Here is a 12828-nt window from a genome sequence, read left to right on the forward strand (position 1 = left end):
GCCCACGCCCCTCGCCCGTCTCGCAGCCGCGTCCTCGCTGTCAGAGGACGGTCTGGCCGCCGTCCAGGATAAGGTCCTGGCCCACAGCGAAGGCGGAGGCGTCGGAGGCCAGGTACACGACGGCTTCTGCGACCTCCTCAGGCAGACCCATGCGCCCCAGGGGGATGCCGGAGCTGATCGCCTCCAGAACCGCCTTCTGCTGCGCGGGATCCTCGATCCCGAGCTTGGAGCCGGAGTACAGCGGGGTGTCCACCGGACCGGGGCTGACCGCGTTGAACCGGATGCCGTGCGACCTGAGCAGATCCGCGTTCCACGACCGCATCAGGGAGCCGACAGCCGCCTTGGTCGCGGCGTAGGCGTTCGCGTGACCGTAACCGCCGTGCGCACTGTTGGACGCGTTGAGGACGACCGAGGACGGATTGGCCAGCACGGGCACCAGGGCCTGGGTGAGGAAGAAGACGCTCTTGACGTTGATGTCGAAGAGCCGGTCGAAACTGTCCTCCGTGTGGTCCTCGAACGGCCGCCAGTCCGACACACCGGCGTTCAGGAACGCCACGTCCAGCTCCCCGAAGTGCTCCCGCACCCGCTCCGCCAGGCCGCGCTGCGCGTCGAGATCGCGCGCATCGGCCTGCACCACCGGCACCTTGTCCCCGAGAATCCGCCGCGCCTTCTCGATGCTGGCCGGGGTGACCCCCGTGACCAGCACATCGGCCCCCTCTGCCACAAAACGCTGCGCGGTCTCCAGGCCGATCCCACTGGTGCCGCCGGTGATGAGTGCGCGCTTGCCCGCAAGACGATTCATGTTCCTTGTTCCTTGTTCCTTGCCGAGTCGTTAGGTAAGTCAATGGACTCACCATCGAAGATAGCCTCACGTCACCCTTGAGGCAAGTCGGTCCACTTACCATCGGCCCACTGGCGAGCCGGGCGTAATGGACGAGCGAGGGCTCAGCCGTTCGCGGGGAGGCTCGCGGTGCTCATCGAGCCCCGGGGCGGTCGCGTCGCGGCAGCCGCTCGGCGACCAGGTCGTAGGAGTCCTCGACCGCGTCGGCGACCAGTCGCTCGGTGACGCCCGGGCCTGGCCCCAGGGAGATCCAGTGGCGTTTGTCGAGGTAGCGGCCCGGTGAGATCGAGGCGTGGTCGCGCACGTGCGCGCGGGCGTGTTCGGGTTCGCACTTGACCGTGATGATCTGGTCGTCCGGGTCGTCGGTGACGATCAGGAACACCTTGCCCGCGACCTTGTACACGTCGAGTCCCGGGGTGAAGGGGTAGCCGTGGCTGACGTCGGGGAGGGCGAGGGCCGCTTGGCGGGCGGTGTCCTGGAGCCGGTCACCGGCCGCGCTCACCGGTCCGCCCGCGATTCGGTGCCGTAGGTGTGCGGGTCGACGGGCCGCTCGGCCTTCGGCAGGCGGGCGACCACGAGCCGGTAGGAATCGGTGACGAGTTCCTCGACCAGCTTCCTGTCGACGCCCTCCCCGCTCTCCAGGGTGATCCAGTGCTTCTTGTTCATGTGGTAGCCCGGGGTGATGTGGCTGTACTGCTCCCGCAGGGCGTGGGCCTCCTCGGGGTCCGCCTTGAGGATCACGACGGGACGCCCCGGGACCTCGGTCATCAGCATGAACACCTTGCCGCGCACCTTGAAGACCTCCCAGTCGGGGCCGAAGGGATGCTCCAGCCGGGCTCCGGGGAGTTCCTCCGCGCAGTCGGCGGCGGTCTTGTGCAGGGTCGGTCCGTTCATGGGTGGTGAGCCTTCCCAGGTGGTGACGGACGGTGGCATCGAAGGAGCGGAGGGCGTGCCGCGCGGGCGCGGCGCACGTCCCATCCTTCCGTCGCAGCCGACCAAAAGGGCGTAGGCTGCGGACACGTGATGGTCGACAAGCGACACTCCGGGCCGAGCAGGAGCAGGCAGGCTGGACCGGGCGCGGTTCCGCTCTACGGTTTCCAGCCCCCGGTCGGTACTCCCTACGGCCTTGAGGTGAGCACCGTCGAGGACTTCTTCGTCCAGCACGACGACTGGCCGTGGAACCCGCCCCGTCCGGGCCGCGCCACCTTCCACTACCTCATCGGCGTGACCGAAGGTGAGCTACTGCACGACGTCGACCACGTCACGCGGACCGTCGCCCCCGGCCAGTGGCTGTGGGTGCGTCCCGGGCACGCGCAGTGCTGGCATCCGCCCGGCGCGGCCCGCGGCCCGTTCATCCTGTTCGAACCCGACGTGCTGCGACCCGACATCGCCCGTCTCCTGGCCCCGCTCACCGCACACGAAGCCCCTGCCGTGCTCAGCCCGCACCCCGACGACACCGCCTGGCTCCAGCAGACGGCACTCCAGCTCCTGGACGAACACCGCGCACTCGGCCGCCGCCCCCTCGACGTCCACCACGCCCTGCGCCGCAGCCTGCTCGAATCGCTGTTGCTGCGCCTGGCCAACTCCCCGGGCATCGTCCCCGTCAGCACGGCCACGGCCGGCAGGGGCCGTGCCGACAGGTACGGACGCTTCCTGGACGCCCTGGAGCTGCACTTCCGGGAGCTGCACCAGGCCGCGGACTACGCCGAGCTGCTCGGCTGCTCTGTCCGCACCCTCAGCCGTGCCGCCCGGGACGCCACCGGCAAGGGGGTGCGTGAACTCATCGACGAGCGGCGCCTCCTGGAAGCCCGGCGCCTGCTGGGAGGTGCCCGGTGGGACGCCCGGGCTGTGGCCGTCCATCTCGGCTTCAGTGATCCCGCGAACTTCGGCCGCTTCTTCCGCGACCGCACCGGCCTCACCCCGGCCGCCTTCGCGGCCCGCGCAGCGAAAGCCGACGCGTGACGGAGGCCCGGCGGCGGAGGCCCCGTGCCCGTCCGGAGGCGAGGACTCCCTTCGCGGTCCGCGTGAACGCCCCACGGGAGTGCACGATGTGCGGGTAGCTGGCCCCCTCGGCGTAGTTGTCGAGGGGGCCGCGGTTGTCGACAACCCGGTGGTTGGTTGTCGTCTCTCGGTTGCCCAGGTCTCAGTCGTGCAGGACGACGACGTGTTTGCCCGGTGTGGTGACGGACTCGACGTCGGCCTGGGCGTCACGGACCTCTTCCAGTCCGTGGTAGACCTTCGCGACCGGGACGTTGAGGCGTCCTGCGGCGATGGCCTGGAGTTGGTGGGCGAGGACGTCGGCCGGGAGGTCGGCGGCCTCGCCCGCGTAGCTGGTCAGCCGCACCCCGCCCGGGATCATGAACGGGGAGAAGTCGGGGATCGTCCACCGGCCCGCCAAGGCTCCGGTGAAACAGACCGTGCCGTGCCGGCGGACGGTGCGCAGGGTGTCGGCGAGGACCGAGCAGCCCACCAGCTCCAGTACGGCGTCGACACCGTCCGGCATCAGCTCGCGCACCTGGTCGGCGAGGGTGCCGCTGTCGACGAGGGGATGGTCGACGCCCGCGGCCCGCAGTTCCCCGGCCCGCTCCGGGCTGCGGGTGGTGGACAGCACGGTGGCTCCGAGATCCTTCGCGAGCGTGGCCGCGCTCAGCCCGACCGTGGAGGTGCCGCCGCGGATCAGCAGCGTCTGCCCGGCCCTGAGGTCCAGGCCGGTGGTCAGCGATCCGTAGGCGGTCTGGAACATCTCCGGCAGCGCACCGACGACCTCCCACGGCAGGCCGGTCTCGAACGGAATGACCTGCGCCGCGGGCACGGTCACGTACTGGGCGTACGCGCCCTCGTACGAGCGGCCCATGCCGCCCATCATCGTGGCCACCTGCTGTCCCGGCCGCAGCCCGCTGTCCTCGTCGGCCTCATCGACCACGCCGACGCCCTCGATGCCGGGCACCCGCGGGTAGGTGACCTCCGCATCCGACTCACCCTTGCGGGTGGTGACCTCGGACTCGTTGACGCCGAACGCCTTCACCCGGACCCGCACCCAGCCGGGCTTGCGGACCGGCACCGGCACGTCCTTGATCTCCAGCACGTCGAGGCCACCGGGCCGGGTGACGACCACGGCCCGCATCGTCACCGGGGCGGCACCGCCGGCTGCTGTCGGTTGGCTCATACCGAGTACCTCACTCCGCGTTGCCCCCTGCCTTGTTCCGTTTCACCCGTGCGTTGTTCCGTGTCGCCCGTGCGTTGTTCCGTGTCGCCCGCCGACCGTCAGGGGCGGTCGATGCCCTCCCACAGGTCGAGGACCTGCTGGTAGTGGGCGGTGCCCTCGAAGGGAGAGTTGCCGACGGTTTCCGAGGTCGGCTTGTCCGTGACGGCGGGCCACAGACGGGACCGCTCACCGGTGGCGAAGTCCAGCACGATGTCGCGGACACGGCTGTCACGCTCGGCCTGCTCCGCGCTGCGGCCCGGCTTTTCCTGGCCGACCAAGGCGTACATCTCGGTGCCGTGTACGGCCGGCGCGCCCTCGGCGGGCCCGATCATCAGGAGATGGGCGTTGCCGCCCGCCGCGGCGTGCGCCAGGGCGCCGCGAGCCGCGGGGAGCCCGAAGATGTAGTCCGACAGGAGTGCGGCGCGGACCTCGGCAGGGGTGCGGCCGCCCTGGTCGTAGGCGTCGACGATCTTCTTGGCGTGGGAGCGGGGAACGCGCCACCCCACGACCTCCTCGACGACGCGGTCGACGGTGCCCGGGTCGAACCGGTCGAGGTCGTTCGCCACCCACCAGCCCATGTCGTCACTGGCCATGCTCAGCAGCACGTCGACATCACGCTGTGCGCCCGAGGCGAGGACGTCCATGGGGTGGGAGTGCAGCACCGCGCCGGGCTGTCGGGTGTCCAGGACGACGCCGAGGCTCTTGCTGTCCATCCCGCCACGGACTCCGAGGTCCGTCGGGGTGACCTTGTGCAGGGCGGCCACCAGGGAGGCCGTATCAAGGTCGAGCAGCTTCTCGGGGTTGTCCGCGACACCGAGTTCGGTGACGAACCGGTGCGCGAGTTCCTCGGCCCACCAGGCCGGCTGAAGACGCGAGGGCCCGGCGGAGAACCCGGCCAGCCGCCGGTACAGGCCGTCGGCGGAGGAGGCGCCCAGCAGCCCGAAGGTGGCATAGGCGCCGCCGCTGTGGCCGTAGACGGTGACGTTCTCGGGGTCGCCGCCGAAGTGGGCGATGTTCCGCTTGACCCAGGTCAGCGCGGCGATGACGTCCTGCAGACAGAGGTTTCCGGCCTCGGCGAGCCGCCCACCGTACTGCGCGAGCGAGAGCGCGCCCAGGGCGCCGAGCCGGTAGTTGACCGACACGCCCACCACGCGACCCGTCGCGGCGAGACCGGAGGCGTTCGAGGTGATCTGCGTGTTCGCGCCGTACTCGAACCCGCCGCCGTGGATGTACACGGCCACCGGCAGCGCCTTGTCGGCCGGCTGCTCGGGGGCCCACACGTTCAGGTTCAGACAGTCCTCGCCCATCCCGCCGTCCGCTTCGAGCCAGTCGCCGCTGTCGGGCTGGACGGAGACGACGCCCTTACGGTCGTAGGGGCGGTCCGGATCGAAGTCCGCGACCACGGGACGGCGGTACCGCTCGGCGGTGGCGTACGGGATCCCCCACCAGGACCGCACCCCTGGAGCAGTCGGAGCCTTGGCAGCGATGGCGGTCATGACAATGTCCTTTCAACGCGGTTCGAGCGTTCGCGCGGTGCTACGGCGGCTGGTTGCTCGCGGTGACGTCTTCCATCGTTTCCCGGGATCCGACAAAACGCCCCGCGGGTGGCGGTCACCCGATGGTCACCAGGTGACACCCGGCAACAAGCTCTCGGCGCAGGCCATGAGCTTCCCCTACAGGGCCGACGGCCGGATCGTCGGCGAACGGGGCCGCGGCCCGACTCCCGCAAGAGGCCGGTCTCTCTCATCGGATGTGCTTCGCCGGCATGGTGGCGGCGTTGAGCAGGCACTCCAGGGGGCCTCGGCGGAAGAAGCGGGACCAGACCGCGGCGAACACGATGGCTCCGAGGACGTACAGGATCAGGGGCAGCCAGGACTGCTGGGTACCGGTTCCGGCGGATGTGGACAGTACGGTCTGTGCGAGGAAGTGGCCGACGTAGGCGGTCAGGGTGTCGACGTCACTGCGCTCCAGTGCGGTGTGCTGCCGCTTGCGCAACTGAAGTCCTCGGCCAGGGCTTCCCAGGAGACGGCCTGCGGGTCCTTGAGGTGATCTGTCATCGTTCCCCGGCCTCTCCATCGATTCGCTTCAGATGCTCCGCGTACGCCTGCTCCGCCTGCGGCACCGCGACGCGGTACCAGTCGGACCAGTTGCCCGCCTTGTCACCACCGACCAGGATCACGGCCTGACGGTCCGGGTCGAACGGCCCCAGCCGAACCGGGGCGCAACTCCTTGAGGTTGGGCAGCGCAGGACCTTCCGCCTGAAGTGCGGTGACAGCCTGGCTGACCTGGATCAGGGTGTCGCGGTCAGTACGGCGCAGACCGACCACGGCACAACACTCCGCAGGACACGAAGGGAAACCGCAGGTCACAGCGGCGCATGCGTCACCCTGGAGGTGCGCGAAGCAGGATTCGCTGTACGCCACGTAGCCTCGAAAACCATGTTTCCGCAGGTCAGAACGTTTCTACACGGGTAACTGCTAGTGGGGCGGGTGGGACTCGAACCCACGGCCGACGGATTATGAGTCCGCTGCTCTAACCGGCTGAGCTACCGCCCCGTACGGCGTGTCGCGTACATGTGTGCGCGCCGTCTGCCGCAGCATAGCCGCTCATACGATCTCCTGCTTCGGATGGTCGGCCTTCGCATGCGCTTCTTGACCTTGAGGACTTCGGGGCGGTGCACGCGGTTCCCCCGGACATGAAAAAGGACCCCGACGGGGTCCTTCTTCGTCTGCTCTCCCGACTGGACTCGAACCAGTAACCTGCCGGTTAACAGCCGGCTGCTCTGCCAATTGAGCTACGGAAGATCGAAGCTCCCCCGACTGGACTCGAACCAGTAACCTGCCGGTTAACAGCCGGCTGCTCTGCCAATTGAGCTACGGAGGATTGCCTCGCCGCATCGAACGTATCTCCCTGGGTATTCGCCAGGGGGCGTGCGCTCGCTGCGACACATACATTAGCGCAAGCAGGGGGGTGCTCCGCCAATCGGTATCCCCCGCGCCCGTCGCCCCCGCAGGGCAACGCAAGGCACCGACGCAGACATGAGGGAAGGGTGGCCGCCATGCGCTATCGGCTCACGTTCTTTGCCGGACTGGCCCTGGGTTACGTGCTCGGCACGAAGGCCGGTCGCGAACGCTACGAGCAGTTGAAGAAGTCCGCACGGCAGGTCGCGCAGAACCCCGCCGTGCGCAACACCGCCGAGTCGGCCGCCCAGCAGGGGCGCGTCTACGCGGGCAAGGCGTTCCACGTGGTGAGCGAACGGGTCGGGGACCGGATGCCCGATCTGGTCGCCGAGCGGGTCCGCTCACTGCGCGAACGCAACGCGAACGGCTCCGCCGGAGACGACTGGGGTACCAGCAATACCTAGGGACCACATCACGTCGGCCGGACCGACTCGCGGCGCTCCCACCCCTCCCCGTGCGGCAGAATTTCTGCCATGGGGATAGTCGCCGGGCTGGACAGTTCGCCCGAATTTACGCGCATTGTCGTCTGTGACTCGGACACAGGGGCCGTGCTCAGGCAGGGGTATGCCCCGCACCCGTTGGAGCCGGCGGAGAGCGGAGGGCGTCCGTCGGACGTCGATCCGCAGGCCTGGCTGCTGTCCCTGGGGGAGGCGGCCGGCGGCGGGCTGCTGGAGGGTGTGCAGGCGATCGGGGTCTCGTCCCAGCAGAACGGGCTGATCGCGCTGGACGCACAGGGCAACACCGTGCGCCCGGCGATGGTCGGCGGCGACAAGCGGACCCAGGTCGCGGCGGCCGACCTCGTGGACGCGCTCGGCGGGCGGGGGGCTTGGGCGGAGGCCGTCGGGTGCGTACCGGGGGCCGCTCAGCCGGTGACCAAGCTGCGCTGGATGAGCCGTACGGAACCGGATGCCGCGATGCGGACGGCCGTACTGCTGCAGGCGCACGACTGGCTGGTCTGGCAGTTGCTGGGGCGGCCCGTCAGGAGGACCACCGACCGGGGCGGGGCGTCCGGGACGGGGTACTGGAACGCGGCGACCGGGCAGTACCGGACCGATCTGGTCGAGATGGCGCTCGGGCATCAGGTCATGCTTCCCGAGGTGCTGGGCCCTTCGGACGCCGCCGGTACGACGCCGGAGGGGCTCCTCATCTCCGCCGGCACCGGGGAGACCATGGCCGCCGCGTTCGGGCTGGGCATCGGGCTCGGGGACGCGGTGGTGTCGCTGGGGGCCTCCGGGTCCGTCATGGCCGTTCACACCCAGGCCCTCGTCGACTCCTCCGGGATGATCACCTCGCTGGCCGACGCCACGGGGATGCATCTGCCGGTCGTCACCACGCTGAACGCCGTACGGACCCTGCGTGGGGCCACCGAGCTGCTGGGCGTGGCCGATCTGGAGGCGCTGTCCGACCTGGCGATGAAGTCGACGCCGGGGTCGCACGGGCTGGTGATGCTGCCGTATCTGGAGGGCGAGCGGACGCCGAACCTGCCGCACACGGCGGGGACGCTGGCCGGGCTGCGCCGGGAGTCGATGAAGCCGGAGCACTTCGCGCGGGCCGCGTTCGAGGGGATGCTCTGCGGGCTCGCCGACGCGCTGGACGTACTGCGCGGGCGCGGTGTCGACGTACGGCGGATCTTCCTGCTGGGCGCGGCGGCGGAGCTGCCGGCCGTGCAGGCGGCGGCGCCGGCGCTGTTCGGGGTGCAGGTGGTGGTGCCGCAGCCGGCGGACTACGCGGCGGTGGGTGCCGCGCGGCAGGCCGCGTGGGCGCTCGGGGTCTCGCAGGGGGCGCTCGATCCGCGTACGCCCCCGATGTGGCCGGGGGCGGCGGCGCAGGTGCTGGATCCCGGGGACGAGTTGGCCGTGGGGCAGGCGGTGCGGCAGCAGTACGTCTCGGTTCGGGAGCAGACGCATCCGGGGGCCTTTCGGGCCTGAGCACGGCCGCGGCGCGCCCCATCTGCAAAGTTCGGGCATCGAACCCTCACCGTTGGGTTAATTCGGTTGAGGTAACGCGGGTGGAGTGTTCGACGATGGGGGGTGGTGCGTCCCGCACCCGCCTTCGAACCCCGTCCCTGAACCCCGTCTTCGGACCCCGTCTTCGGACCCCGTCTTCGACCCCGAGAGATCTCGCGTGCTCATACGATTGCTGAGAAGTCATCTCCGTCCGTACCGGACACCGATCGCCCTGCTGGTGCTGCTGCAGTTCGTGCAGACCTGCGCCACGCTCTACCTGCCCACGCTGAACGCGGACATCATCGACCAGGGCGTGGTGGAGGGGGACACGGGTTACATCCTGTCCTTCGGCGCGCTGATGGTCGGTATCTCGCTGGTGCAGGTCGTCTGCAACATCGGGGCCGTGTACTACGGCGCCCGCACCGCCTCGGCGGTCGGCCGGGACATCCGGGCCGCCGTGTTCGACCGGGTGCAGTCGTTCTCGGCGCGTGAGCTCGGTCACTTCGGGGCCCCGTCGCTGATCACGCGGACCACGAACGACGTCCAGCAGGTGCAGATGCTGGTGCTCATGACGTTCACGCTGGTGGTGTCGGCGCCGATCATGTGTGTCGGCGGCATCGTGCTGGCGCTCGGGCTGGACGTGCCGTTGTCGGGGGTGCTGCTCGCCGTCGTACCGGTGCTCGGTATCTCCGTCAGCCTGATCGTGCGCCGGTTGCGCCCCCTGTTCCGCGCGATGCAGGAGCGGCTGGACACCGTGAACCGGGTGCTGCGGGAGCAGATCACCGGCAACCGGGTCATCCGGGCCTTCGTACGGGACGACTACGAGAAGGACCGGTTCCGGAAGGCGAACGCCGAACTGACGGAAGTGTCCTTGGGAACCGGGCGGATGCTCGCGCTGATGTTCCCGATCGTGATGACGGTCATCAATCTGTCGTCGATCGCGGTGGTGTGGTTCGGCGCCCACCGGATCGACAGCGGTGGGATGGAGATCGGCGCGCTCACCGCGTTCCTCGCCTATCTGATGCAGATCGTCATGGCCGTGATGATGGCCACGTTCATGTTCATGATGATGCCGCGCGCCGAGGTGTGCGCCGAGCGCATCCAGGAGGTGCTGGACACCGACACGAGCGTGGTGCCGCCGGTCGAGCCGGTCCGGGAGCTACGGCGCCACGGGTTCCTGGAGGTCCGGGGCGCGGGCTTCCGCTATCCGGGTGCCGAGGAGCCGGTGCTCCGGTCGATCGAGGTCGTGGCGCGGCCGGGTGAGACGACCGCCGTCATCGGGTCCACGGGCAGCGGGAAGTCGACGCTGCTCGGGCTGGTGCCCCGGCTGTTCGACGTCACCGAGGGCGAGGTGCTGGTGGACGGCGTCGACGTACGGACGCTCGATCCGAAGCTGCTGGCGAAGACGGTGGGTCTGGTGCCGCAGAAGCCGTACCTGTTCTCCGGGACCGTGGCGACGAACCTGCGGTACGGCAATCCGGACGCCACCGACGAGGAGTTGTGGCACGCGCTGGAGGTGGCGCAGGCCAAGGAGTTCGTCGAGCGGCTGGAGAACGGGCTCGACTCCCCCATCGCGCAGGGCGGGACGAATGTGTCCGGCGGGCAGCGGCAGCGGCTCGCGATCGCGCGGACGCTGGTGCAGCGGCCGGAGATCTATCTGTTCGACGACTCGTTCTCCGCGCTCGACTACGCGACCGATGCCGCGCTGCGGGCCGCGCTGGGGCGGGAGACCGCCGAGGCGACCGTGGTGATCGTGGCCCAGCGGGTGGCGACCATCCGGGACGCCGACCGGATCGTCGTCCTCGACGAGGGCCGGGTCGTCGGCACGGGCCGGCATCACGAGCTGATGGCGGACAACGAGACCTACCGGGAGATCGTCCTCTCCCAGCTCACGGAAGCGGAGGCAGCCTGATGGCCGGGCCGTTGGCACGGATGGCGGGGGCCGGGGCCCCCGACCAGCACTCCATGGACTTCAAGGGGTCCGGGAAACGGCTGCTCGCGCAGTTCAGGCCCGAGCGGTTCACGATGTACGCGATGATCGTGTGCGCCGTGCTCAGCGTCGGGCTCTCGGTGCTCGGGCCGTGGATCCTCGGCAAGGCCACCGACCTGGTGTTCGCGGGCGTCGTCGGGCGGGACATGCCGGCGGGCGCGACCAAGGCCGAGGTCCTGGAGTCCATGCGCGAGCGCGGGGACGGCGGGGTCGCCGACATGCTGGCGGGCACCGACTTCACGCCGGGCAAGGGCATCGATTTCGACGCCGTCGGCGCGGTGCTGCTGGTTGCCCTCGGCATCTTCCTGGTCGCGGGGCTGCTGATGGCGGCGGCCACCCGGCTCTCCAACCGGGCGATCAACCGGACCGTCTTCCACATGCGCGAGGAGCTCCAGGCGAAGCTGTCGCGGCTGCCTCTGTCGTACTTCGACAAGCGGCAGCGCGGTGAGGTGCTGAGCCGGGCGACCAACGACATCGACAACATCGGCCAGACGCTCCAGCAGTCGATGGGGCAGCTCGTGAACTCGCTGCTCACCATCATCGGTGTGCTGGTGATGATGTTCTGGGTGTCGCCGCTGCTGGCGCTGGTCGCGCTGGTGACCGTGCCGGTGTCGTTCCTGGTGGCCACGCGGGTCGGCAAGCGGTCGCAGCCGCACTTCGTCGCGCAGTGGCGGGTGACGGGCAAGCTCAACGCCCATATCGAGGAGATGTACACCGGGCACACGCTCGTGAAGGTGTTCGGGCGGCAGGAGGAGTCGGCGAAGCAGTTCGCCGAGGAGAACGAGCGGCTGTACGAGGCCGGGTTCAAGGCCCAGTTCAACAGCGGGATCATGCAGCCGCTGATGTTCTTCGTGTCGAACATCAACTATGTGCTGGTGGCCGTGGTGGGTGGACTGCGGGTCGCCACGGGGTCGTTGTCCATCGGTGATGTGCAGGCCTTCATCCAGTACTCGCGGCAGTTCTCGATGCCACTGACGCAGGTGGCGTCGATGGCGAACCTGGTGCAGTCGGGGGTCGCCTCGGCCGAGCGGATCTTCGAACTGCTGGACGCGGAGGAGCAGGCCGCTGACGCGGTGCCCGGGGTACGGCCGGAGGAGCTGCGGGGGCGGGTGGCGCTGGAGGGGGTGTCCTTCCGGTACGAGGCCGACAAGCCGCTGATCGAGGATCTGTCGCTGGTCGTCGAGCCGGGGCACACGGTCGCGATCGTGGGGCCGACGGGCGCGGGGAAGACCACGCTGGTCAATCTGCTGATGCGGTTCTACGAGGTCACCGGTGGGCGGATCACGCTCGACGGGGTCGATGTCGCGTCCATGTCCCGGGACGAACTGCGGGACGGGATAGGGATGGTGCTCCAGGACACCTGGCTGTTCGGGGGGACCATCGCGGAGAACATCGCGTACGGGGCGTCCGCGTCGCGGAAGGTGACGCGCGGGGAGGTCGAGGAGGCGGCTCGGGCCGCGCACGCGGACCGGTTCATCCGGACGCTGCCGGACGGGTACGACACCGTGATCGACGACGAGGGGACCGGGGTGAGCGCGGGTGAGAAGCAGCTCATCACGATCGCCCGGGCGTTCCTGTCGGATCCGGTGATCCTGGTGCTGGACGAGGCGACGTCCTCGGTGGACACGCGGACCGAGGTGTTGATCCAGAAGGCGATGGCGAAGCTGGCGCACGGGCGGACGTCGTTCGTGATCGCGCATCGGCTGTCGACGATCCGGGACGCGGACACGATTCTGGTGATGGAGAGCGGGTCCATCGTGGAGCAGGGGGCGCACGAGGAGTTGTTGGCGGCGGATGGGGCTTATGCGCGGCTGTACAAGGCGCAGTTCGCGGAGGCGGTTGCGGAGGTGGACTGAGGGGGCGCGTTGTCGGGTGCGGGTCCGGTC

The 12828-nt window shown here is 69.6% G+C and carries 11 protein-coding genes, 3 tRNA genes and 1 pseudogene; 5 read left to right on the forward strand and 10 right to left on the reverse strand.

Annotation, left to right across the window (positions count from 1 at the left end; translation table 11 throughout):
- Positions 1–40 precede the first annotated feature (40 nt).
- The 3 genes from ACZ7MG_RS16145 to ACZ7MG_RS16155 form a co-directional block, all read right to left on the reverse strand.
- Positions 41–802 carry an SDR family oxidoreductase gene (locus ACZ7MG_RS16145; RefSeq protein ID WP_471380137.1) on the reverse strand — a complete coding sequence of 254 codons (762 nt, stop codon included), beginning with the start codon at positions 800–802 and terminating at the stop codon, positions 41–43.
- A 172-nt stretch (positions 803–974) separates the two neighbouring features.
- Positions 975–1343, reverse strand: a complete 369-nt coding sequence (locus tag ACZ7MG_RS16150) for an MmcQ/YjbR family DNA-binding protein (RefSeq protein WP_471380135.1) — start codon at positions 1341–1343, stop codon at positions 975–977.
- Positions 1340–1735 carry an MmcQ/YjbR family DNA-binding protein gene (locus tag ACZ7MG_RS16155; protein WP_471380134.1) on the reverse strand — a complete coding sequence of 132 codons (396 nt, stop codon included), beginning with the start codon at positions 1733–1735 and terminating at the stop codon, positions 1340–1342. The genes ACZ7MG_RS16150 and ACZ7MG_RS16155 overlap by 4 nt, the downstream gene beginning before the upstream one ends.
- A gap of 237 nt (positions 1736–1972) precedes the next feature.
- Here ACZ7MG_RS16155 and ACZ7MG_RS16160 point away from each other — a divergent pair, with 237 nt between their 5' ends.
- The gene (locus ACZ7MG_RS16160) at positions 1973–2803 is read left to right on the forward strand and encodes a helix-turn-helix domain-containing protein (protein WP_471380133.1); all 831 of its coding nucleotides are present in this window, start codon (positions 1973–1975) and stop codon (positions 2801–2803) included.
- A 181-nt stretch (positions 2804–2984) separates the two neighbouring features.
- On the opposite strand, the gene ACZ7MG_RS16165 is transcribed toward ACZ7MG_RS16160, so the two are convergent.
- From ACZ7MG_RS16165 to ACZ7MG_RS16195, 7 genes and pseudogenes are all read right to left on the reverse strand, one after another.
- Positions 2985–4007: an alcohol dehydrogenase catalytic domain-containing protein gene (locus tag ACZ7MG_RS16165; RefSeq protein ID WP_471380132.1), complete on the reverse strand. Its 1023-nt coding sequence runs from the start codon at positions 4005–4007 to the stop codon at positions 2985–2987.
- Positions 4008–4105: 98 nt separating this feature from the next.
- Positions 4106–5542: a carboxylesterase family protein gene (locus tag ACZ7MG_RS16170; protein ID WP_471380131.1), complete on the reverse strand. Its 1437-nt coding sequence runs from the start codon at positions 5540–5542 to the stop codon at positions 4106–4108.
- A gap of 247 nt (positions 5543–5789) precedes the next feature.
- Positions 5790–5996, reverse strand: a pseudogene (locus ACZ7MG_RS16175) (DUF418 domain-containing protein); the annotation flags it as partial.
- A 103-nt stretch (positions 5997–6099) separates the two neighbouring features.
- Positions 6100–6225 carry a hypothetical protein gene (locus tag ACZ7MG_RS16180; RefSeq protein WP_471380130.1) on the reverse strand — a complete coding sequence of 42 codons (126 nt, stop codon included), beginning with the start codon at positions 6223–6225 and terminating at the stop codon, positions 6100–6102.
- 302 nt (positions 6226–6527) lie between these two features.
- Positions 6528–6601: transfer RNA gene (locus ACZ7MG_RS16185), tRNA-Ile, on the reverse strand.
- A gap of 176 nt (positions 6602–6777) precedes the next feature.
- A tRNA-Asn gene (locus tag ACZ7MG_RS16190) sits at positions 6778–6850 on the reverse strand.
- 6 nt (positions 6851–6856) lie between these two features.
- A tRNA-Asn gene (locus ACZ7MG_RS16195) sits at positions 6857–6929 on the reverse strand.
- Between the two features lie 175 nt (positions 6930–7104).
- On the opposite strand from ACZ7MG_RS16195, the gene ACZ7MG_RS16200 reads away from it, so the two are divergent.
- The 4 genes from ACZ7MG_RS16200 (at position 7105) to ACZ7MG_RS16215 (ending at position 12798) form a co-directional block, all read left to right on the forward strand.
- Positions 7105–7410, forward strand: coding sequence for a YtxH domain-containing protein (locus tag ACZ7MG_RS16200; RefSeq protein WP_471380129.1), 306 nt, complete (start codon positions 7105–7107; stop codon positions 7408–7410).
- 69 nt (positions 7411–7479) lie between these two features.
- Entirely contained in the window at positions 7480–8934 is a 1455-nt protein-coding gene (locus ACZ7MG_RS16205; protein WP_471380128.1) for an FGGY family carbohydrate kinase, read from the forward strand.
- A gap of 196 nt (positions 8935–9130) precedes the next feature.
- Positions 9131–10864, forward strand: coding sequence for an ABC transporter ATP-binding protein (locus ACZ7MG_RS16210; protein ID WP_471380126.1), 1734 nt, complete (start codon positions 9131–9133; stop codon positions 10862–10864).
- A complete protein-coding gene (locus ACZ7MG_RS16215) occupies positions 10864–12798 on the forward strand; it encodes an ABC transporter ATP-binding protein (RefSeq protein ID WP_471380124.1) in 1935 nt (644 codons plus the stop codon). The genes ACZ7MG_RS16210 and ACZ7MG_RS16215 overlap by 1 nt, the downstream gene beginning before the upstream one ends.
- The last annotated feature ends 30 nt before the right edge of the window (positions 12799–12828 follow it).

Source organism: Streptomyces sp. NPDC107538, assembly GCF_055657445.1.

Coding starts and splice junctions, on each gene's coding strand:
- ACZ7MG_RS16145 (WP_471380137.1), bottom strand. CDS start 802: ATGAATCGTCTTGCGGGCAAGCGCGCACTCATCACCGGCGGCACCAGT.
- ACZ7MG_RS16155 (WP_471380134.1), bottom strand. CDS start 1,735: ATGAACGGACCGACCCTGCACAAGACCGCCGCCGACTGCGCGGAGGAA.
- ACZ7MG_RS16165 (WP_471380132.1), bottom strand. CDS start 4,007: ATGAGCCAACCGACAGCAGCCGGCGGTGCCGCCCCGGTGACGATGCGG.
- ACZ7MG_RS16170 (WP_471380131.1), bottom strand. CDS start 5,542: ATGACCGCCATCGCTGCCAAGGCTCCGACTGCTCCAGGGGTGCGGTCC.
- ACZ7MG_RS16200 (WP_471380129.1), top strand. CDS start 7,105: ATGCGCTATCGGCTCACGTTCTTTGCCGGACTGGCCCTGGGTTACGTG.
- ACZ7MG_RS16205 (WP_471380128.1), top strand. CDS start 7,480: ATGGGGATAGTCGCCGGGCTGGACAGTTCGCCCGAATTTACGCGCATT.
- ACZ7MG_RS16215 (WP_471380124.1), top strand. CDS start 10,864: ATGGCCGGGCCGTTGGCACGGATGGCGGGGGCCGGGGCCCCCGACCAG.